The sequence below is a fragment of the Providencia sp. wls1922 genome, assembly GCF_009706505.1.
In the GTDB taxonomy this organism is placed as follows: domain Bacteria; phylum Pseudomonadota; class Gammaproteobacteria; order Enterobacterales; family Enterobacteriaceae; genus Providencia; species Providencia lanzhouensis.
The window spans coordinates 16,517-39,536 of sequence record NZ_WLUG01000075.1 but is presented as its reverse complement, the minus strand read 5'-3'; the positions used below and the strand labels follow the sequence as shown (position 1 = coordinate 39,536).

Genomic DNA, 23,020 nt, shown 5'->3' with positions numbered 1-23,020 from the left:
GACCATGTTTTTGATGGTGAAAATAAAGAGGATATTAAAAAAGCCAATGAAATCGAAATCCAGCTCGCTGGGTTGGGATTACTGCCATTAATAAGAGAGATATATCGTTAATTTTTTAAGCGGTATTGACCCTAGAGGCGTAATGAATTTTCTATTTATGAGAGGCTCTCTAGCGAGCCTTTTCATTCCATGGCCAATCACCAACAAAAACCTGCGCAATTTTTCATCAATAACCTGTCTATACCCAGAATATCCCCCAAACAGATACAGAGTTATCTCCTTTGAATTCGGTTGACGTACGGTAGATTAGATAAACAACCAAACTCACAGACTAATAAGGAAATACCCGTGATAAAACGTACCCTGCTCGTCATGACACTTTTTTTAACGGGATGCTCAACATCCCTTGAGTACACCAAAGCTGATCTCGAAAAAAACCAAGAAGTGGGTTACTCCGATTCTGGGTACTATCGCGTGGTATTTAAAGGGAAAAAAATTCTTTCCGTGCCTGAAAATGCCCATATTGTGGCAGGCACTGAAGATAACGTGGTTGGAAAATTGACCCAAGATGGTAAAACTGGTGAGTTTGTGATTGCGGGGCTTGCCGCCAAAAGCAATGGCAACATTAGTTCCCAAGTGGGTGGCCACGATTATAATTTGAGTTTCCTATTAACCGATGAAAATGATTTACCACTTTCATCAGTCAATTACATCATTATCAATGACTGTAATGGGGAAGCCTATTCGGGCAAAACCAATGCTAACGGACGCACATTTTCGGTTTCAACGCCCAAAGAGTGCAACTTAAGTCTCAGCGTTGTAGAGTAAAATGTACCGGAATAAAAAATTGAGACGTAACTTTTCAAAATAAGAGGTTGGAAACCAACCTCTCTGACGATTATTTATGGCTATTTATGAAAATGCTTGCGCCAGCGGTGCACTGCATGGCTAATCTGGCGTAACTCACCATCTCGCAACATGCCAATAAACACACCGATAAACGAGTAAATCACCCCAAGCACCAGCATCATCACAATATCCATCAAGATATCTCTAAATGGCAGCCCCATTTGGTTGATCCCCGCCATGGCGTTAGTCGCCCATGTGGATGGCAACGCCGAGGCTATCATTCGTACCCAATCCGGCATGGCTTGTAATGGCCAAATAGTCCCAGACATATAGAATACCGGCGTGGTGATAAACGCCAATGTCAGGTAGATCATCTCCACACTACGCAAGCATTCCGTGACCAACTTCCCTAACCCAATAACGGCGAGTAAGAATGGGAAGGTCAGCATCCAAATTTGGTACAACGGCGCTTCTTGTCGATAACCCAAAATCCATGGCCATAAGGCAAAAAACACGGTCGAAAGAAATAACCAGATAGGTACCAGCGCCGACAACGCCCCCAGATAAACCGCTAATGGAGGTTTACCTTTTGGTGTAGAGCGAATGGCAATACTGACCCGCACACACGCAATTAATAAGGAGTGCTGCAATAACATCACCAGCAAGCCAGGGAAGATAATCGCCGCAAAGCTAATTCCGGGGTTATACAGTGGCTCGGTTTCACTGCGAACAGGGGCAATAATCACTTTCGCTTGTTCAGGACTGAAACCCGCCTTTTCCAGTAACTGGGTGTTATAGGCGCTCAATAGCGTTTGATACGCTTTCGATAGCTCTTGCTGGATTTGCCCGCTGGCTAAGCGGTTTGTGGCATCCCCATAAACCGGTACCGTGATATTTTTGCCACTAAGCAAATGCTTTTCAAAATCCGTAGGGATGATTACGATGGCAAACAGCTGCCTCGCAATCATATCCTGCCGCGCTTGAGCTAAATTATCGTAACTGTGTAGCTGGACTTTGGGCGTGGCGTCTAAATCACGGATCAGTTCACGACTTGCGCCTGAGTGATCCATATCGATAACCGCCACAGGCAGATCCCACAGGACAGGACGCGCGTACACCAAACTCATAATACAGAGAGAAACGAGCAGCAACAGCCACATCGGTTTCTCCAGCATGCCCAGCAGTACCTTTTTAAACGTCGCAAAATAGACCGTCATCATACGATACTTCCTTGGGTTTCAAGCCGTTTCACTAAGCGTTTACGGATCAAAAATGCCGTCAGTAACGGGTAAATCAGCAAGAATAGACACACTTGCACAATGCGCTCAAACGAGATTTCCCGTAAGAAAATATCAAACATGGCGTTTAAAGTGTGAGTGAGCGGCTCCGCGTTCGAAATAATCCGTGCGGGCAGAATCATCGAGAGTTCCGGCACTGCCATGCCAGAAAACGCCAAGGCAATACTCACCAGCATCCCGATTAAGCTGTAAGCCATTATCGCGCTGGACGTGAAGCTAAAGAGTAGTAACCCAATACTCTGCGCCGCTATCACATAGAAGAAGCCCACCAGCATCATATACAGAGGGTTCCCCACCACTTTTGCGTCGAAAATAGTGACCAATGCCGCCAGTTCCACAATCAGTAACGTCGTAAAAAATAACGTATAAGGTGCCATTTTACCTAGCAGTGCCATTGAAAATGGCTTCACACTTTGAAGAATGGTGCCGCGAGACATGGTGTAAATAGTGGCAGTGACCACAAACAGTTGCAGCATGTGGATGGTCGCCGCAAATTGTTGGTAATAAATATAGCTGCCACTTGGGTTAAAGAGGCTATCGTAAGAGAGCGTGACTTGCGCCAATGCCGGTAGCGATTGCCCCATCGATTTTGCCATTTCTTGGCGGTATTTGGCGTTAAGTTCCGCAACTAAGCCGCTAAAATCTTGAATAGCATAACTGCCAGATGCGTAAAATAGTGCATTGTAGTACATGCGCAATTCAGGCTGGCGTCCTCGCAATATATCCTCCTCAAAATTTTTGGGGATATAAAGCAAGGCATAATCTTTGGCACTCCCCAGCTGCTTGATGGATGTCACTAAGTTGCCATCAATCGCTTTCACTTCCGCATGAGGGCCCGCATCAAGGTCGCGGATAATTTGCCTTGAAACCGGGCTGTTGTTGCTATCGACCACCGAAACTGGCACATCCATCAGCGTTCCCTCAGAGAAGTTAGCGCTGATTAACGTAAACAGCATCAAAGGGAATAGCCAACTCAGCCAGTGAAAGACTGGGCTGCGGATCGCCATTTGGGTTTCGCGGCTAAAGGCATGTTCAAAACCATGCCAAGCGAATTTGAGTTTCATGGCGTCACCTGTTATTTATCCCAGTGCCACAAGGCGCTCATCCCCGGTCGCAATCCTTCAATCGGTTGTTGTGGATACAAGCGAACTTCAAAGGTTTTCAGGTCGAAATCCCCTGTCGCACGGGTGGCTCGTTTAGTCGCGTAATCCCCTTTCGGTGCAATATAGCGAACTTCGGCTTCCACGGTTTTATCCCCTAAGGCAGGAACCGTCAGCTCAATTTTGTCCCCTTTTTTCACACCCACTAAAATGTCTTCACGTAGGTTATAAACAAAATAGGCTTGAGGGAGGCTGATCAATGAGATTAATGGGCTACCTGCATTGAACAGTTCACCAATTTCTGCTGGGATTGGACCAACTTCACCATCCACAGGGGCTTTCACTTGCAAGTCATCCAGTTGAACTTGGAGTTCAGCCAGTTTTTGCTCTGCTTGGTCCACTGCCGCTTTATATTGTTGACGCTGCTCGATACGATCGCCGTTTTTACCTTCTTCCAAACGCGCCTTAGCACTTTGGACTTGTTGGAACGCAACATCTTTCGCTTTACGGGCGGTATCTAGCTCATTTGCTGAAACATACCCTTTACCTGAAAGATTATTTAGACGGGTAAATTCACGGGAGGCATTTTGGTATTGCGAATTTGCTTGAGCAACCGCAGCTTGTAGGTCACGCAGCGTCTCTTCACGAGTTCCATTCAAGGATTGGTCGAGTTGAGCTTGAGCTTGGTCCTTAGCCGCTTTTAATGCCGCGTATTGGGCTTGTAACTCAGGGCTTTCTAAGGTGAGCAATAACTGCCCTTTCTTCACATCATCCCCGCGTTCTACATGGCGTTCAATGACTCTGCCTTTGGCTTTTGAAGTCACGATGACCTCCGGTGCGTCCACTTCCCCTTGCAATAATAAAAATTGATTATGGGAATGAAAAAGCGCCGCAGCAGCAATTAAGATCAGCATAAGCAAGATCAGTATGATGGTTCTTTTTTTCATTATGTATGTGGGCCTTGAATAATAACGGAGGAAACTACTTTTTCATTATGACAATAAATTAACACTAACGTTAAGAAATTTGTGCGCAAAATCACGCTTTAGCGGTCTTTTTTAGTCTGAGGGGCTTTGACGCTTATGTCAAATAATGATGTTTTACTAATTATTAAATGACGATTACTTAACCAGCCCAATAAGATACAATATCCCCCAAAGTATATGGCTAAGCCCACTGAGCGCAGCCCCCATAATGTAAAATATAGTGAGCCATGCTCTAACATGCTCTAAATAGTTCGCATTATGGGTAGGCGGCAAGAGAAGATATCTCTAGGAGCATACAAAAGTATGTGACTAGAGGAGCTGAGCGTAGCTAACACCCCCATAATGTGAAATATGACGAGCATGTACAAAAGTATGTGACTTAAGTAGCTGAACGTAGCCAACACCCCCATAATGTGAAATATGACGAGCATGTACGAATTCGATTTGATTTTATTACTACTACAACAAATGTGCGTCCACCTCGTTATCGCTTGGGCACTCAGCCGCACTCCTCTGGTCACCCCTCTTCTTAAGGTTACCATTCGCTTACCTCATAAAGTGATGTGCTACCTTATTTTCTCCGTATTTTGCATCATCGGTACTTATTTTGGTTTACATATCAATGATTCCATAGCTAATACTCGTGCTATTGGCGCTGTACTTGGCGGATTGTTAGGCGGTCCTGCGGTGGGTTTTGCTGTTGGGTTTACTGGTGGGGTCCACCGGTACTCTTTGGGAGGAATGAGCGCTTTCGCTTGTATGATCTCTACCATTGTCGAAGGCTTAATTGGGGGGCTGGTCCATCGCTACTATATGAAGCGAGGGGAAATTAATAAAATTTTTAACCCTGTTACCGCTAGCTGCGTTACCTTTTTCGCTGAAATCATCCAAATGCTGATTATTTTGCTCATCGCCCGCCCATTCGATGAAGCTTATGAATTAGTGAAAAATATTGCCGCACCGATGATCATTGCCAATACCATCGGGGCTGCCATGTTTATCCGTATCTTGCTGGATAGGCGCGCCATCGTCGAGAAATACACCACGGCATTCTCCGCGCAAGCCTTGAAAATCGCCCTATGCACTGAGGGTATTTTGCGTAAAGGTTTCAATGCGGATAACAGCATGAAAGTGGCAAAAATTATTTACCAAGAATTAGATATTGGTGCCGTCGCCATTACGGATAGAGAAAAAATTCTCGCGTTTATCGGGCTAGGCTCCGATCACCACATTCCAGGGACACCTATCTCATCCATTCAATCCAGGCAGGCCATTGATAATAATGAAGTGGTTTATGCCGATGGTAACGAAACTCCATATAAATGCTCGTTAAGTCCCTCGTGCAAGCTTGGTTCCACCCTCGTCATCCCGCTTAGAGGGGAAAACCAACGGGTGATTGGTACTATTAAGTTATACCAAGCCAAGAATAGCCTCTTTAGCTCCATCAACCGTACGCTAGGGGAAGGAATTGCCAGCCTGTTCTCCGCCCAAATTTTGGCGGGGCAATATGAGCGCAATAAGCAATCTTTACTGCAATCGGAAGTCAAACTGCTTCACGCACAAGTGAACCCGCATTTTCTCTTTAATGTGCTCAACACATTACAAGCAGTGATCCGCAAAGATAGCCAGCAAGCGGGACAGCTCGTGCAGTATATCTCCACCTTCTTTCGTAATAACTTAAAACGTCCAGAGCAGAATGCGACATTAGGGGAAGAAATCGAGCATATCAATTCATACCTGCAAATTGAAAAGGCGCGATTCCAAGATAATTTACAGATCCATTTAGATATCCCCGATGAAGTTAAACAGGTGGAATTACCCGCGTTTACGCTGCAACCTATTGTCGAAAATGCAATAAAACACGGCACTTCACAGTTATTAAATACCGGATACATTACAATACGTAGCTATATTCGCTGTGAACATGTCTATATTGAAATCGAAGATAATGCCGGTTTATACCAGCCAAGTGGGCAATCTGACGGCTTAGGGATGGGCTTAGTCGATAAACGCTTGCGCCTGAAATACGGTGAAAAATATGGAATAGGCGTGGAGTATGAACCTGAAAAATTCACCCGCGTGAAAATCCGCTTGCCCTACATGTCCACTTAATCACATTGCACATAATAAATGATAATAACGCTATGAATGTACTGATCGTTGATGACGAACCCCTAGCCCGTGAAAACGTGCGCTGCTTACTTGAGGAACATGACGATATCGAGATTATTGGCGAGTGCGCCAATGCCATTGAAGCCATCGGTTTGATCCACAAAAAAAGCCTGATGTGGTGTTTTTAGATATTCAAATGCCCCGGGTGACGGGATTAGAAATGGTGCGTATGCTCGATCCTGAAGAGCGCCCACACATTGTTTTTCTGACGGCATTTAATGAATTTGCGATCCAAGCTTTCGAAGAGCATGCTTTCGACTATCTACTTAAACCCCTTGAACCTGAAAGATTGGCAAAAACTTTAGCCCGTTTACGCCAAAATAAACAGAAACAGAATCTCGAGCTTCTCGATAACAATGAACCGCTCAAGTTTATTCCTTGTACCGGACACAGCCGAATTTATCTAATGAAATTAGACGATGTGCAATATGTTACTTCTCGCATGAGCGGCGTGTATGTAATGAGTACCCAAGGACAAGAAGGCTTTACCGAATTAACCTTGCGCACATTAGAAATGCGTACGTCGTTAGTCCGTTGCCATCGTCAATATTTAGTAAATATGACCCAGCTCAGCGAGATTCTATTTGGGGATAATGGACAAGCCGAATTGGTGCTATGCTCAGGTGAGCATATTCCCGTTAGCCGCCGCTATTTAAAACCCTTAAAAGAGGCGCTTGGGCTAATTTAACGAGTGACTCAGGAGAAAAGGTTATGGCTGATTTTTACCTGCAAATTCGCACCAATTCGATGACATTAAAAAATCTCGATACCCATGAAGAACACAGTGCAACGGGTGAGTTTTCAGCCCAAAGAATGGTTATCGGGGATTTTTTTAAAGCCGAGTTTGTACTGTATCAGTTGGTCTGCGATATGGGTCTGAAAGTCCGTCGCCCTTTTGCGTCGAAACATCGTATTTTGGTTCAAGCCCTCGAAATTATTGAAGGGGGCGTGAATATGGTGGAAGAGCGCCTATTTACCGAAATTGTTTACGGGGCATTTAATCAGCGTGTGAAAAAAGTGGTAGTAAGCCGAGCACCGCTACCTATGCCTCAGCGAGAAGCGAAAGCCTTATTAACTGCATAAAAAAACCCGCATTTTAAAATGCGGGTTTTTTGTATTTATCTCAGCCACATTAACGTGGCTGGATAGCGCTATTATGCGTTGTGGCTGCTGCTACGACGACGTGGCGCTGCATTAGTGCCATCTTGGCGAGGTGCAGAATTACCACGGTCACGGTTGCCACCATCACGGTTTCCACCACGACGGTTGCCGCTGAAGCCTTCGCGATCACCACCGCTACGACGACCATCACGGTCGCCACCACGGTCATTACGACGACCTGCACCGAAACCACCTTCGCTGCCGCCTTCACGACGTGGACCACCACGACGTTCGCCACCGCCACGACGCTCAAATGGTTGAGCATCACCGATCAGTTGCATTTGCATTGGTTTGTTCAGAACACGCGCACGGCTTAAGTGAGTTAACACTTCGCTTGGCATACCTTTTGGTAACTCGATAGTTGAGTGAGTACCAAACAGTTTGATGTTACCAATGTAGCGGCTGCTGATGTCTGCTTCGTTCGCGATCGCACCAACGATATGACGAACTTCAACACCGTCATCACGACCTACTTCGATACGGTACATTTCCATATCGCCAACATCACGACGCTCACGACGAGCACCACGATCGCCGCGCTCTGCACGGTCAAAACCGTTGCCGTTACTGTTGCGGTCGTTACGGTCACGACGGTCGCCACGACGATCATCACGGTCGTTGAATTCACGACGCGGACGACGCGGTGCATCTGGTGGCAGGATCAGAGCGCGTTCGCCTTGAGCCATTTTCAGTAATGCCGCTGCTAAGGTTTCCATATCTACATCTTCAGATGGAGACATTTTCGCTAACAGTGAACGGTACTGATCTAAGTCGCTGCTTTCTAATTGCTGTTGGATTTGTTCAGCAAATTTCGCCTGACGACGTTGGCTTAATACGTCAGCATCTGGCAATTCCACTTCAGGAATAGTCAGTTTCATTGTACGTTCAACGTTGCGCAGTAAACGACGCTCACGGTTCTCAACGAACAGTAATGCGCGACCCGCACGACCCGCACGACCGGTACGACCGATACGGTGAACGTAAGATTCTGCATCCATTGGGATGTCGTAGTTAACAACTAAGCTGATACGCTCAACATCCAGACCACGTGCTGCAACGTCAGTTGCGATCAGGATATCTAAACGACCATCTTTTAAGCGCTCTAATGTTTGCTCACGCAGTGCTTGGTTCATGTCACCATTCAGTGCCGCACTGTTATAGCCATTACGCTCAAGCGCTTCTGCAACTTCTAAGGTTGCGTTTTTGGTACGAACGAAAATAATCGCCGCATCGAAATCTTCAGCTTCTAAGAAACGCACCAGCGCTTCATTTTTACGCATGCCGTAAACAGTCCAGTAGCTTTGAGCGATATCTGGACGTGTAGTAATGCTCGACTGAATGCGGATCTCTTTAGGATCTTTCATAAAGCGACGAGTAATACGACGGATTGGTTCTGGCATTGTTGCCGAGAACAGCGCAGTTTGGTGTTCTGCTGGAATCTGGCTCATGATGTTTTCAACATCATCGATGAAGCCCATACGCAGCATTTCATCAGCTTCGTCTAATACTAAGCCTTTCAGTTTAGAAAGATCTAAAGTACCGCGTTTCAGGTGGTCTAACAGACGACCTGGAGTACCAACAACCACTTGTGGTCCTTGGCGTAATGCACGAAGTTGAACGTCATAACGTTGACCGCCATATAAGGCAACCACGTTGACGCGGTTCATGTGTTTAGAGAAATCGCTCAGTGCTTCAGCAACTTGCACCGCTAACTCACGTGTCGGTGCCAGTACTAAAATTTGTGGGGCTTTTAAATCTGGATCGATGTTATGCAGTAATGGCAAACCAAATGCAGCGGTTTTACCACTACCGGTTTGTGCCATACCTAATACATCATTACCATCCAATAACAATGGAATACATTGTTGCTGGATTGGAGATGGTTTTTCGTATCCCAGGTCGCTTAGTGCGTTCAAAATAGATGCTGATAAACCTAGATCAGCAAAAGACATATCGGTCTCAGTCGTCATGTAAAGGTGCCTCATACTTAGTGGCGGCCAGTTTACATAACGGAGCGAAAATCATTTCGGTCATTATCATTTAAAATGTGAACTGGCTCAAATTGTGTTATTAAACGAACAAATAAACCCTCACCCAGGTGGATGATGGCTTAAAAATGAATAGAGAAATGTTCGTCAGCTATTGCTGGCCCGATTCTAATAGGTCGTCTTGTTCTTGGCCTAACAGCGCCAATTCCAACAATGCGTAGCGGTGCTCAACAAAGCTGTGTGCGTTGTTAGCTACCGTCAGTTTGAATAACGCAGTTGCGCTATCCTTATCCCCCAGACTTAGGTAATGCTTACCTAAATAGAAGTTAGTTTCACTGAGATGCTCAGCGAGCGAAGTGTTATCCGTAGATGTCTCTTTCAAACGCTCCATCAATGTCGTTTCATTGATATTGCCAAGATAGAATTCTACGATATTCCAGCCCCATTGCCCTTTCTCCGCTTGGTTGTAGCGGGCAGCAAGATTGTCTTGTGCCATACGCGGGTCTATGTCTTTTTCTACGAGATAAAGCCACAGAGTACGAAAAGGATCATTTGGATCTATCTGATAATACGCCAGCAGATCATCCTGCGCTAATTTGTATCGTCCACCGTAATATAATGCGATGCCACGATTCATTCGCGCGAAATTGTAAGTTGGATCAAGCTCTAAAACAGAATCAAACGCTTCATAGGCGGCATCATAGTTGCCAGCCTGCGTAAAATATATTCCTAAAAAGTTAAAGATTTCAGGAATATCCGGACGGATTGACAACGCAGTTGAAAAATCATTACGTGCCAGCGCCCTTAAACCGAGACTATCATACAGTACTCCGCGCTCATATAAAAGCTGCGCGTACTCATCATCGGTTAAAGATCGGCTCGCAAGGATTTGTTCCATACGAGCCAAAATCACTTCTTGTTGTAATGAAGGCTGCAATGGAACTGCAAAAACCTCGTTTTTACGCCAATCTTTATTACTACATCCAATAATAATAAAAAAGATGAACGCGGATAGCACACGGACTAAGGTGCGGCTATCGATAAAACGAAAGTTAATACAGTTCTGCATACTACGCCCTTACATTACCACTAGTCAGCAAATTTAGGCTGATAGCGCCTAAGTTTATCAGGCGCTACACTTTCGGTCAGCTTATTCTGCTGATTCCTGCTGTGCTGGAGCTTCTTCGCCAGCAACAGCTTCTTTCATGCTCAGGCGAATACGGCCTTGACGGTCGATTTCTAACACCTTAACAGGAACTTCTTGACCCATTTGCAGGTAGTCAGTCACTTTCTCTACACGCTTGTCAGCGATTTGTGAAATGTGAACCAGACCTTCCTTACCGCCACCGATAGCAACGAATGCACCGAAGTCAACGATACGAGTCACTTTACCTTGGTAGATACGACCCACTTCAACTTCTGCAGTGATGTCTTCGATGCGACGAATTGCTTCTTTCGCTTTCAGGCCATCAGTTGCTGCGATTTTCACAGTACCGTCATCTTCGATCTCGATAGTTGTGCCTGTTTCTTCCGTTAATGCACGGATAACAGAACCACCTTTACCGATGACATCTTTGATCTTGTCTGGGTTGATACGGATGGTGTAAATGCGTGGAGCGAACTCAGAGATCTCTTCACGTGGGCCATTGATAGCTTGTTCCATTGTGCCAAGGATATGCAGACGCGCACCTTTAGCTTGGTTCAGAGCCACTTGCATGATTTCGCGAGTGATACCTTCGATTTTGATATCCATTTGCAGTGCGCTGATACCGTCACGGCTACCCGCTACTTTAAAGTCCATATCACCTAAGTGGTCTTCATCACCTAAGATGTCAGACAGAACAACGAAATCGTCACCTTCTTTCACCAGACCCATCGCGATACCCGCAACAGCAGCTTTAATTGGTACACCAGCATCCATCAGAGCCAGAGACGCACCACATACAGATGCCATTGAAGAAGAACCGTTAGATTCCGTGATTTCAGAAACAACACGTACTGTGTACGGGAATTCTGCTTGTGAAGGCATTACTGCCAGCACACCACGTTTCGCTAAGCGACCGTGACCAATTTCACGACGTTTAGGTGAACCAACCATACCAGTCTCACCAACAGAGTATGGAGGGAAGTTGTAGTGGAATAAGAAGCGGTCAGTGTATTCGCCCATTAATTGGTCGATAACCTGTGCATCACGCTCAGTACCTAATGTTGCAGTAACCAACGCCTGAGTTTCACCACGGGTGAACAGTGCAGAACCGTGAGTACGTGGCAGAACACCAGTACGAACGTCCAACGCACGAACCATGTCTTTCTCACGGCCATCGATACGTGGCTCACCACGGATAACGCGGCTACGAACAACTTGTTTTTCTAAGTGAGCAAGAATGTCTGACACTTCAGAAACATCGACGTTCTCATCTTCAGCAACCAGAGTTGCAATCACTTCGTCTTTGATCAGGTCAACTTGAGCATAACGCTCTTGTTTCTCAGTGATACGGTAAGCATCGCCCATACGGCTTTCAGCCAGTGCAGCAACGCGATCGTTCAGAGCTTGGTTAACTGGCTCTGGTTGCCAATCCCATTTCTCTTTACCCGCTTCTTTGACTAATTCATTGATGTTCTGGATAACAACTTGTTGTTGATCGTGACCGAACACAACTGCACCCAGCATTTGCTCTTCGCTTAACAGTTCAGCTTCTGACTCAACCATTAATACTGCGCTGTCAGTACCCGCAACCACTAAATCCAGACGGCTTGATTTTAATTCATCAGCAGTTGGGTTCAGAACATATTGGTCATTGATAAAACCAACACGTGCAGCACCAATAGGACCATTGAATGGAACACCAGACAGTGCCAGTGCAGCAGATGCACCGATCATCGCAACGATATCTGGGTTAACTTGTGGGTTAACAGAAACAACGGTAGCAATGATTTGGATTTCGTTCAGGAAGCCTTCTGGGAACAGAGGACGTAATGGACGGTCAATCAGACGTGCAACTAAGGTTTCGCCTTCACCAGGACGGCCTTCACGACGGAAGAAGCTACCTGGAATACGACCTGCAGCGTAAGTACGCTCTTGGTAGTTTACTGTTAAAGGGAAGAAATCTTGCCCTTCTTTAACTTTTTTCTGTGCCACAGCAGTCACGAATACTGCAGTGTCATCCATGTTTACCATCACCGCCGCCGTTGCTTGGCGTGCGATCATGCCTGTTTCTAATGTTACGGTATGCTGGCCATACTGGAACTTACGAACAATAGGATTTAACAAAATATTACCCTTTTTGTAAGGCTACGAGAGATTCTCAGGTAGCATGGTTTATTTTCTGACTACAGCCTCGCGACTAATGAGAGGATTGATATTCCAATCATCAATTCTCTCATTAGCCGCGCGAATACGGATGTAGTTTTAAGTGGTTTTAATTAAAACAGTCAATTATCGATAATAGCTTAACATTTTAGTTAAGTATAATTCGAGTATTACTTCAACTTTCAATTAACTTTTAGAAGAAAAGGGGCCATTTGGCCCCTTTCCTCTGAAACTGACAAGATTAACGACGCAGACCCAGACGCTCGATCAGCGCTGTGTAACGTGCGATATCTTTACCTTTCAGGTAAGCTTGTAAACGACGACGCTGAGCAACCATACGCAGCAGACCACGACGGCTGTGGTGATCTTTTTTGTGCTCAGAGAAGTGACCTTGCAGGTGATTGATTTGAGCTGTCAGCAGAGCGATTTGAACTTCGCTTGAACCCGTGTCATTTTCACCGCGGCCGAATTCAGCAACGATCTTCGCTTTCGCTTCAGTACTTAGAGACATAATAAACTCCAAAATAATATAAATTTAAGTGATGAGAGCCAATCTCTAATTTAGCATCTCAAGATTTAGCGCCGTCATTCTACGCTGCTTAGGGCAGCAAAGCAATAAGCGCCATTATGCGGACGGTTCATTTTCAACGACCAAGCGCTTTGGTGCAATACGTCCATCTTCACTAATCAGAGCGATACCGATAAACCGCTGCTCTGAACCACAAGTGACACGGATCATGTCGCCTTCCACTAGGTCTTTTACATCACCGCGTACAGGTTGACCCTGTTTGAAATACGCGGCTGTTTCCTCAGTAATATTCACTGCAGGAAAATGAACCACTGCGGTATCCATTGGCAATAATAGCGAATCGAGTAAGGATTCAAATGAGCCTTCTCCCGCATCCACTTTTGCCCGCAAAGCAGCTAATTGTTCCAACGTGACCATGCGGTCATAAGGATAATTTGCGACTTGCACACGACGCAGATAAGTCACATGCGCACCACATCCCAACATTTCACCTAAATCATCAATGATAGTTCGAATATAGGTGCCTTTAGAACAGTGAATTTCCAGTTCTAATTCATTGTTATCCCAACGAATAAACTGAAGTTCATACACTGTAATTGGGCGGGCTTCACGCTCTACCGTAATACCTTTACGTGCGTATTCATATAATGGGCGCCCTTGGTGTTTCAGCGCTGAATACATGGAAGGAACTTGCAGTGTATCTCCACGAAAATGTTCGAGGGCTTCTTCAAGTTGCTGTGCCGTAAAAGTGATATCGCGTTCACTGATGATTTCGCCGTGAGAATCAGAAGTATCCGTTCGTTGCCCAAGGCGTGCAATCACCCGATAGCGCTTATCTGAATCGAGTAAAAACTGTGAGAATTTCGTCGCTTCACCAAGGCAGACTGGCAACATACCTGTCGCTAGTGGGTCAAGTGCCCCCGTATGCCCGGCTTTATTTGCGTTGAAAAAGCGCCGCACTTTTTGCAGCGCATCGTTTGAGGAAATATCGGTGGGCTTATCTAACAGCACAACGCCGTCAATATTGCGCCCGCTACGACGACGCCCCATTATTTTTCCTCTTTACTATCTGTACCTGCACGACGCTCTTCGTCATTACGAATCACGTTCGATACTAAGTTAGACATACGCATGCCATCAACTAATGAATTGTCATATTCAAACGTTAACTCAGGAATAATACGTAAACGCATTGCTTTTCCCAGTAATGAACGAATGAAACCTGACGCTTCATTTAATGCTTTAATGCCGTCTGCAACCATCTCTTCTTCACTTTTTTCATTCGCAAAGTTGAAGAAAGTGACGAAGACTTTACCGTATGCCAGATCCCGTGACAGCTCTACGCCAGAAACGGTTGCCATGCCAATACGGGGATCTTTGATTTCGCGCTGCAAGATAATTGCAATTTCTTTTTGCATTTCTTGAGCTACGCGCTGAGAACGACTGAATTCTTTTGCCATCGTTAATCTCCTGACAATAAAGGGGGCAATAGCCCCCTCATTAATACTATTTTGTCACCACGATACTCCGTGGGTACTCACAAAATTAACCGTCGATTGAACGTTTAACTTCGATAACTTCAAAGACTTCGATCATATCGCCGACACGGACATCGTTGTAGTTCTTAACACCGATACCACATTCCATACCGTTACGAACTTCGCTAACGTCATCTTTAAAGCGACGCAGTGATTCCAGCTCACCTTCGTAGATAACCACGTTATCACGCAGAACGCGGATTGGGTTATTACGCTTGATGGTACCTTCAGTAACCATACAACCAGCAACTGCACCGAATTTCGGTGATTTGAACACATCACGGACTTCTGCAAGACCCATGATTTGCTGTTTGTATTCAGGTGCCAACATACCGCTCATCGCTTGTTTGATTTCATCAATCAGGCTATAGATGACGGAGTAGTAACGTAAATCAACGCTTTCGCTTTCAACGACGCGACGAGCAGATGCATCGGCACGGACGTTAAAGCCAAGAATGATCGCATTAGAAGCTGCAGCCAGAGTTGCATCAGTTTCAGTGATACCACCCACGCCAGAACCGATGATTTTGATTTTAACTTCATCAGTTGACAGTTTCATCAGAGAGTCAGTGATAGCTTCACAGGTACCTTGAACGTCAGTTTTCAGTACGATATTCAGTTCAGAAACTTTACCTTCTTCCATGTTAGCAAACATGTTTTCCAGTTTAGATTTCTGCTGACGAGCTAATTTCACATCACGGAATTTACCTTGACGATACAGGGCAACTTCACGTGCTTTTTTCTCATCACGAACAACTGTCGCTTCATCACCCGCTGAAGGAACGCTGGACAGACCCAGGATCTCAACTGGCATTGAAGGGCCAGCAGACAGAACTTCTTTACCTAATTCGTTGCGCATTGCACGAATACGGCCATATTCAAATCCACACAGTACGATGTCGCCTTTGTTCAATGTACCTTCTTGAACTAAGATAGTTGCCACTGGGCCACGACCTTTGTCTAGGTAAGATTCAACAACCACACCGCTTGCCATGCCTGCATATACCGCTTTCAGTTCTAAAACTTCAGCTTGCAGCAAGATAGCATCTAACAGTTCATCGATACCGGTACCCACTTTCGCAGACACACCGATAAACTGAGTGTCACCGCCCCACTCTTCAGAAATAACGCCGTACTGAGACAGCTCATTTCTGACGCGATCTGGGTCAGCTTCTGGTTTATCCATTTTGTTGACCGCAACAACGATTGGCACACCTGCTGCTTTCGCATGCTGGATAGCTTCGATTGTTTGTGGCATAACACCATCATCCGCAGCAACAACCAGAACAACGATATCCGTCGCCTGAGCACCACGAGCACGCATTGATGTAAACGCGGCGTGACCTGGGGTGTCTAAGAAGGTGATCATACCTTTGTCAGTTTGAACGTGGTATGCACCGATGTGCTGAGTAATACCACCTGCTTCGCCAGATGCTACTTTCGTTGAACGAATGTAGTCCAGTAAAGAGGTTTTACCGTGGTCAACGTGACCCATGATGGTAACAACTGGCGCGCGAGCTTCTTTAACTGCTGAGCCAGTGTCACGGTCGTTCATTACCGATTCTTCTAACTCATTCTCACGACGCAGAATAACTTTGTGACCCATTTCTTCTGCAACTAATTGTGCAGTTTCTTGGTCAATCACTTGGTTGATGGTTGCCATTGCACCCATTTTCATCATCGTTTTGATGACTTGGGAGCCTTTAACTGCCATCTTGTTAGCTAATTCGCCAACAGTGATAGTTTCGCCGATAACAACGTCACGGTTTACCGCTGCAACTGGTTTGGTGAAGCTTTGTTGTAAAGAGCTGCCTTTACGTTGCTTACCTTTAGTGCGACCTGAGCGACCAGCAGCGCGTTCTTCTTCGCGATCCGCTTTTTCAGAAAGTTTGTTGCCTTTCTTTTGACGAGGTGCTTTAGCAGAACGGTTACGAGAACGACGACCTTCTTCTTTCTCATCACTTTCATCTTCCGCCGCACGTGCGTGGGTAGATGTTGTTGTGTGATAATCGCTGTCATCTTCAGATTTGCTATCTGAGTTCCAGTCTTCGCCTTTTTCTTCAGCCATTTTACGGGCTTCTTCAGCAACACGGCGCGCATCAGCTTCAACTTTACGTTGAGTTTCTTCTTCCGCTTTGCGTTTCAGTTCAGCAGCTTCGGCTTCAAGACGCTGTTTGTCAGCGTTACTTTCGGTTGCCGTTTTGCTTGGTTTTTGATTTTCGCTTTGTTTCACTTTTTCTCTTTCCGCTACTTCGCGCGTAGCTTTATCAGCTGCTTCACGTTTTGCTTTCTCTTCGGCTTCACGTTTTGCGTTAGCTTCCGCGTCACGTTTTGCAGCATCTTCTGCTGCACGTTTCGCTTCTGCTTCACGTTTTGCCAGTTCCTCAGCTTCGCGCTGTGCTTGCTCTTCCGCTTCACGCTGCGCCTGCTCTTCCGCTTGCGCTTCTTCAGCGTCGCGGTTCACATAAGTGCGTTTTTTGCGGACTTCAACATTTACCGATTTGCTTTTGCCACCGGTGACTGGAACACTCAGCGTACTACGAGTTTTACGCTGTAATGTTAACTTACTTGGCTGCCCCGCTGCTCCGCCTTGTTCACGGTTTAAGTGGTTCAGTAAAGTTTCTTTCTCAGTCTGGCTAACAGAGTCATTCGTACCTTTCGTGATCCCTGCTTCAGCAAATTGCTGTACCAGGCGCTCAACTGTGGTTTGAATTTCCGTTGCCAGTGATTTTACAGTTTCTGTCATGCCGTTCCTTCCTGCTACAGTGTTTACGCATCGTTTCCGAACCAGCAAATATTACGTGCTGCCATAATGAGTTCGCCTGCTTTCTCATTATTCAGACCTTCGATATCAATCAGGTCGTCGATGCCCTGCTCAGCAAGATCTTCCAGTGTACAGATACCGTGAGTAGCCAAATTATAGGCCAGAGTACGATCCATACCATCAAGATTCAACAAATCTTCTGCTGGCTGATTATCACCCAAGCTCTCTTTTTGAGCTAGTTCAATTGTGGTGAGGGCAGCTTTTGCTCTTTCACGTAGAACTTCAACGGTTTCTTCATCAAGACCGTCAATTTCCAGAAGTTCTTTAATAGGCACGTAAGCCAGTTCTTCTAATGTCGAGAAGCCTTCTTCAACAAGTGTTGTAGCAAACTCTTCATCAATATCTAGATGCTTAGTGAATGTTTCAATAGAAGCGTGTGCTTCTGCCTGATGTTTTGCATTCAGCTCTTCCGCAGTCATGACATTCAGTTCCCACTTGTCATCACCACGATGGATTTTCAGTAACTGAGCCGCTAAGCGAACGTTTTGTCCATTACGTCCAATTGCTTGCGCTAAGTTGCTGCTTTCAACAGCAACATCCATCGTACAGTTGTCTTCATCAACCACAATAGATGCCACATCAGCCGGAGCCATAGCATTAATAACGAATTGCGCTGGGTTATCATCCCATAACACAATGTCGATTCTCTCGCCGCCTAACTCACTAGAGACAGCTTGAACACGAGCACCGCGCATACCAACGCAAGCACCAACTGGGTCGATACGTTTGTCGTTAGTTTTTACTGCGATTTTTGCACGAGAACCTGGATCGCGAGCTGCTGCTTTGATCTCGATGATCTCTTCGCCAATTTCTGGTACTTCGATGCGGAATAATTCAACCAGCATCTCTGGACGAGAACGAGTCACAAAAAGCTGTGCGCCGCGCGCTTCAGGACGAACATCATACAGGACGCCGCGAATACGGTCACCTGGACGGAAGTTTTCACGTGGTAGCATATCTTCGCGCAGGATCACAGCTTCTGCGTTATTACCTAAATCTAAGGTAATGTTTTCACGGTTAACTTTTTTAACCTGAGCAGTGATGATTTCACCTTGTTGCTCACGGAATTGGTCAACCACCATCGCACGCTCAGCTTCACGTACTTTTTGTACGATAACTTGCTTCGCGGTTTGCGTGGTAATACGGTCAAATACAACAGATTCGATTTGGTCTTCAACGTATTCGCCTAACTGCAATTCAGGATCTTCGAATTGTGCAGCTTCCAGTGTAATTTCACGGGTTGGCATTGTGACTTCTTCGACAATCACCCAACGACGGAAAGTATCAAAATCACCGGATTTACGGTCAATTTCTACGCGAACATCAATCTCTTGCTCATATTTCTTTTTAGTTGCTGTCGCCAGCGCAGTTTCCAGAGCCTCGAAGATTTTTTCACGAGGGAGGGATTTTTCGTTAGAAACCGCTTCAACAACAGCCAGAATTTCTTTGTTCATCCTAGTTGCCTCATTGAACTTAATTAAAAGTGTGGTACCAAGTTAGCTTTCTGGATGTTGCCGAGGGCGAACACCTCATCCTTACCATCTACAGTAACCGTAATCATTTCACCATCAACGGCTTTGATAATGCCTTGCCATCTACGACGGTTCTGCATCGCGATACGCAGTGACAGAGCCACTTCTTCACCCATAAAACGCTCATAATGAGCAATGGTGAACAGTGGACGTTCCATACCCGGTGACGATATTTCAAGGTTATAAATCACAGAAATTGGATCTTCGACATCCAATACTGCACTTACTTGATGGCTGACATCAGCACAGTCATCAACAGTGATGCCTTCTTCACTATCAATGAAAATACGCAGTGTCGACGTGCGCCCGCGAACAAATTCTAAGCCGACAAATTCAAAGCCTAGTGCTTCCACTGGTGCAGAAACCATCTCTGTTAATTTTTGCTCTAATGTGGACAAGCCCACCCCCAGACATAAAAAAAGGGCATAAAGCCCAGTTAATTCGATTGTCAAATAACAAAAAACCCCGAAATTCGGGGCTTTTGTAACTGGACCCATAGTACATGGGTTTACCGTGCTCTTAGTATACCTTGAAAATCTAGATAAATCGATGAGAAATTACGATAACGATATCTGATATTGTTGCGACAAGATATGTATGACTAAGAGAAATGGTTGCGGGAGCTGGATTTGAACCAACGACCTTCGGGTTATGAGCCCGACGAGCTACCATGCTGCTCCATCCCGCGTTCGAAACGTGACTATTTTACACTGACTATTGTGAGTTCACAAGTCGTCTAAAATAATGGTGCCGAGGACGGGACTTGAACCCGTACGCCCGTTTTGTAGGCACTACCACCTCAAGGTAGCGTGTATACCAATTTCACCACCTCGGCACTGAGGCGAGGTTACTAATTTAACAATCAATAACCTCAAATTTTTAACTTCTTACTACTTTACTGCTAATGAAGACATAATGTCGTCATTCGGAATCCCGAACACTTAACGAGGAATATCGCTCGTTGGTGTCGCTGGTGCTGCCGGAACGTCTGTTGGTTGCTCGACTTTTGCCGGTTCGCTAATGTTTTCCCATTTACTACCTGCACCAGTTCCATATTTATTGGCAGTCATGTTGCCAAGAATTAAACTGATGATGAAAAACACAGCAGCCAAGATTCCAGTCATACGGGTCATGAAGTTACCTGAGCCCGATGAACCAAACAGTGTTGCAGAAGCGCCCGCACCGAATGATGCACCCATGTCAGCACCTTTACCTTGCTGTAACATGACCAGACCAATTAGGCCGATAGCCGCGAGCAAGAAAACAACTAAAAGAGCTATATACATTTGAGTTACCTATTCAGTTACGGCGCATAGCCTATGCTATGACCCTTATACTGCACACCTACTCAAAACATTATTACAGAATTGAGCAGGTGCGAATACTAACCAAAGCTGAGCCGACAAGCAAGTCTATTTTGATTTCATTTAACTATTTGAAGAAAAAAACAGCAAACTATCGAAATAATGCTCAACTCGGTTATTCGCCTCCCTCCAGCTAATTTTTATCCGCTAAAGGGAGAATGTACGGCATTAACCTGCCGCTTTAACTGCATCAGCAATACGGTTCGCCATTTCGGTGACAGTTTCTTCGTTTTCACCTTCAACCATGACACGAATCAGCGGTTCAGTACCTGATTTTCTCAGCAATACGCGACCTTTGCCGGCTAGCTCTTTTTCCACTTGCTCATTTGCCGCAATGACAGCATCACTTTGCAGAGGATCATGTTTGCCTTTAAAGCGTACATTGACCAGAATTTGAGGTAGAAGCTTCATACCGCTGCATAAATCGTGCAGGCTCATATGGTTACGCACCATGGCACTCAGTACTTGCAGACCCGCAACAATACCGTCGCCTGTTGTGGTTTTATCTAATAAAATCACATGACCTGAGTTTTCAGCCCCCATGCGCCAGCCTTTTTCTTGGAGTTTTTCCAGAACATAGCGGTCGCCCACTTTTGCACGTTCAAATGGAATACCCAGCTGTTTCAGCGCGATTTCTAACCCCATATTGCTCATCAGTGTACCCACAACGCCACCTTTTAATTGACCTTGACGCAGTGCTTCACGAGCAATGATATACAGAATTTGGTCGCCATCGACTTTATTACCTTGATGATCGACCATGATGATACGGTCACCGTCACCATCAAATGCTAAACCTACATCCGCTTTTTCTGCCAGAACACGCTCTTGCAGCTTACGAACGTCGGTTGCACCACATTCTTCGTTGATATTGATCCCATTAGGATCACAGCCCATTGTGATGACTTGCGCGCCTAATTCGCTAAATACGTTAGGTGCGATGTGGTAGGTTGCGCCGTTCGCACAGTCTAAAACCACTTTGAGGCTGTTTAAGCTTTGCTCGTTCGGGAATGTCCCTTTACAGAATTCAATGTAGCGCCCTGCAGCATCGACGATACGGTTCGCACGACCCAGCTCCGCAGATTCAACGCAAGTGATTGGTTTTTCCATTTCCGCTTCAATGGCTTCTTCAACTTCGTCAGGCAGTTTAGTCCCGTCGATAGAGAAGAATTTGATCCCATTATCATAGTAAGGGTTGTGGGAAGCTGAAATGACGATCCCAGCCTCAGCGCGGAAAGTACGAGTTAAATAAGCCACTGCTGGCGTTGGCATTGGACCCGTGAAGGAAGCAGATAACCCTGCTGCAGCTAAGCCAGCTTCTAATGAGGATTCCAGCATATAGCCAGAAATACGCGTATCTTTACCAATGATAATTTTACGTGAGCCGTGACGAGCCAGTACTTTACCCGCTGCCCAGCCTAATTTTAAAACAAAATCAGGTGTAATTGGGCTATCGCCCACTTTGCCACGGATACCATCAGTACCAAAATATTTACGGTTACTCATACGCTAATTTTTCCTTTTCTGACAGAGTCATCTGAACGACTTGCATTGCTTGTACTGTCTCTTTCACATCATGAACTCGGATAATTTGCGCTCCTTGCATTGCCGCAATAGTGGCACACGCTAAGCTACCCGCTAGACGTTCTTGAGGTGGAACATTTAATAATTGTCCAATCATAGATTTTCGTGACATCCCTGCCAAGAGTGGTAGTCCGAAATCATGAAATTGATCTAAATGCGCTAGTAACTGGTAATTATGCGACAGGTTCTTACCAAAACCAAAGCCTGGATCGAGGATTATTTGCTGTTTATCAATTCCCGCCTTCACACAGCGCTCAATCTCACGATCGAGATACTCTTTAACTTCTTTTACTACATCCACATAATCGGGGGCATCTTGCATGGTTCTTGGTTGACCTTGCATGTGCATAATGCAAACAGGCAACCCTAGTTTTGCAGCCACTGCAAGGGAGTCTTCTTCATGTAACGAGCGGATATCATTAATAATATGCATCCCAGCTTTCGCGGCCTCATCCATTACTTGGGCTTTTGAAGTGTCTACAGAGATCCAAACATCAAAACGTTTTGCAATCGCTTCCACTACTGGTACAACGCGGTCGAGCTCTTCACTGACAGAAACTTCAGCCGCACCAGGTCGAGTTGACTCGCCGCCAATATCAATAATTGTTGCCCCTTCTTGTACCATTTTGGCAACATGGCCTAGAGCATCATGATAACGATTATGAGTGCCACCATCTGAGAATGAATCAGGAGTAACATTCAAAATCCCCATCACTTGAGGAGTGGATAAGTCAAGGAGGCGACCTCGGGCTTTAATATGCATGATTATTTTTCCTTAACGTAAA

At 45.5% G+C, this 23,020-nt stretch carries 18 protein-coding genes, 2 tRNA genes and 1 pseudogene; 4 read left to right on the top strand and 17 right to left on the bottom strand.

What is annotated here, in order from left to right; translation table 11 throughout:
- The first annotated feature begins 348 nt into the window (after positions 1-348).
- A complete protein-coding gene (locus tag GKR71_RS07575) occupies positions 349-828 on the top strand; it encodes a hypothetical protein (protein WP_230085038.1) in 480 nt (159 codons plus the stop codon).
- A gap of 80 nt (positions 829-908) precedes the next feature.
- On the opposite strand, the gene GKR71_RS07570 is transcribed toward GKR71_RS07575, so the two are convergent.
- From GKR71_RS07570 to GKR71_RS07560, 3 genes are read right to left on the bottom strand one after another with little or no spacing between them, the layout of a single operon-like run.
- Complete coding sequence (locus GKR71_RS07570; RefSeq protein WP_036949268.1) at positions 909-2,066, bottom strand: ABC transporter permease; 1,158 nt, start codon at positions 2,064-2,066, stop codon at positions 909-911.
- Complete coding sequence (locus tag GKR71_RS07565; RefSeq protein ID WP_154599701.1) at positions 2,066-3,211, bottom strand: ABC transporter permease; 1,146 nt, start codon at positions 3,209-3,211, stop codon at positions 2,066-2,068. The genes GKR71_RS07570 and GKR71_RS07565 overlap by 1 nt, the downstream gene beginning before the upstream one ends.
- Positions 3,212-3,222: 11 nt before the next feature.
- Positions 3,223-4,194, bottom strand: a complete 972-nt coding sequence (locus tag GKR71_RS07560; protein ID WP_154599702.1) for an HlyD family secretion protein — start codon at positions 4,192-4,194, stop codon at positions 3,223-3,225.
- Between the two features lie 468 nt (positions 4,195-4,662).
- Between GKR71_RS07560 and GKR71_RS07555 the strand changes: the two genes are divergently transcribed.
- The 3 genes and pseudogenes from GKR71_RS07555 to GKR71_RS07545 all read left to right on the top strand — a co-directional run bounded on the left by GKR71_RS07555 (position 4,663) and on the right by GKR71_RS07545 (position 7,488).
- Entirely contained in the window at positions 4,663-6,345 is a 1,683-nt protein-coding gene (locus GKR71_RS07555; RefSeq protein ID WP_154634096.1) for a sensor histidine kinase, read from the top strand.
- A gap of 32 nt (positions 6,346-6,377) precedes the next feature.
- A pseudogene (gene btsR, locus GKR71_RS07550) lies at positions 6,378-7,093 on the top strand (two-component system response regulator BtsR).
- Between the two features lie 23 nt (positions 7,094-7,116).
- The gene (locus GKR71_RS07545) at positions 7,117-7,488 is read left to right on the top strand and encodes a YjaA family stress response protein (RefSeq protein ID WP_154610028.1); all 372 of its coding nucleotides are present in this window, start codon (positions 7,117-7,119) and stop codon (positions 7,486-7,488) included.
- Positions 7,489-7,559: 71 nt separating this feature from the next.
- On the opposite strand, the gene GKR71_RS07540 is transcribed toward GKR71_RS07545, so the two are convergent.
- From GKR71_RS07540 to folP, 14 genes are all read right to left on the bottom strand, one after another.
- Positions 7,560-9,536 (bottom strand): DEAD/DEAH family ATP-dependent RNA helicase, encoded by a 1,977-nt coding sequence (locus GKR71_RS07540; RefSeq protein WP_036949064.1) that lies wholly within the window; start codon positions 9,534-9,536, stop codon positions 7,560-7,562.
- Positions 9,537-9,705: 169 nt separating this feature from the next.
- Positions 9,706-10,623, bottom strand: a complete 918-nt coding sequence (nlpI, locus tag GKR71_RS07535; protein WP_154599704.1) for a lipoprotein NlpI — start codon at positions 10,621-10,623, stop codon at positions 9,706-9,708.
- Between the two features lie 81 nt (positions 10,624-10,704).
- A complete protein-coding gene (gene pnp / locus GKR71_RS07530; RefSeq protein ID WP_036949061.1) occupies positions 10,705-12,825 on the bottom strand; it encodes a polyribonucleotide nucleotidyltransferase in 2,121 nt (706 codons plus the stop codon).
- Positions 12,826-13,105: 280 nt separating this feature from the next.
- On the bottom strand, positions 13,106-13,375 hold the full coding sequence (rpsO, locus tag GKR71_RS07525) for a 30S ribosomal protein S15 (protein WP_006814502.1): 270 nt from the start codon (positions 13,373-13,375) through the stop codon (positions 13,106-13,108).
- A 114-nt stretch (positions 13,376-13,489) separates the two neighbouring features.
- On the bottom strand, positions 13,490-14,443 hold the full coding sequence (gene truB, locus GKR71_RS07520; protein ID WP_132496364.1) for a tRNA pseudouridine(55) synthase TruB: 954 nt from the start codon (positions 14,441-14,443) through the stop codon (positions 13,490-13,492).
- Positions 14,443-14,853 (bottom strand): 30S ribosome-binding factor RbfA, encoded by a 411-nt coding sequence (rbfA, locus tag GKR71_RS07515; protein ID WP_036949056.1) that lies wholly within the window; start codon positions 14,851-14,853, stop codon positions 14,443-14,445. Before rbfA ends, truB begins: the two co-directional genes overlap by 1 nt.
- Before the next feature lie 85 nt (positions 14,854-14,938).
- Entirely contained in the window at positions 14,939-17,677 is a 2,739-nt protein-coding gene (infB, locus tag GKR71_RS07510; protein ID WP_154599705.1) for a translation initiation factor IF-2, read from the bottom strand.
- Between the two features lie 23 nt (positions 17,678-17,700).
- Entirely contained in the window at positions 17,701-19,209 is a 1,509-nt protein-coding gene (gene nusA / locus GKR71_RS07505; RefSeq protein ID WP_036949051.1) for a transcription termination factor NusA, read from the bottom strand.
- 23 nt (positions 19,210-19,232) lie between these two features.
- Entirely contained in the window at positions 19,233-19,685 is a 453-nt protein-coding gene (gene rimP / locus GKR71_RS07500; RefSeq protein ID WP_006662411.1) for a ribosome maturation factor RimP, read from the bottom strand.
- A 213-nt stretch (positions 19,686-19,898) separates the two neighbouring features.
- Positions 19,899-19,975: transfer RNA gene (locus GKR71_RS07495), tRNA-Met, on the bottom strand.
- A 57-nt stretch (positions 19,976-20,032) separates the two neighbouring features.
- Positions 20,033-20,122 (bottom strand) — tRNA-Leu (locus GKR71_RS07490).
- Between the two features lie 106 nt (positions 20,123-20,228).
- Complete coding sequence (gene secG, locus GKR71_RS07485; protein WP_036949048.1) at positions 20,229-20,573, bottom strand: preprotein translocase subunit SecG; 345 nt, start codon at positions 20,571-20,573, stop codon at positions 20,229-20,231.
- A gap of 246 nt (positions 20,574-20,819) precedes the next feature.
- On the bottom strand, positions 20,820-22,157 hold the full coding sequence (gene glmM, locus GKR71_RS07480; protein WP_036949046.1) for a phosphoglucosamine mutase: 1,338 nt from the start codon (positions 22,155-22,157) through the stop codon (positions 20,820-20,822).
- On the bottom strand, positions 22,150-22,998 hold the full coding sequence (gene folP / locus GKR71_RS07475) for a dihydropteroate synthase (RefSeq protein WP_154634095.1): 849 nt from the start codon (positions 22,996-22,998) through the stop codon (positions 22,150-22,152). The genes glmM and folP overlap by 8 nt, the downstream gene beginning before the upstream one ends.
- Positions 22,999-23,020: the final 22 nt, after the last annotated feature.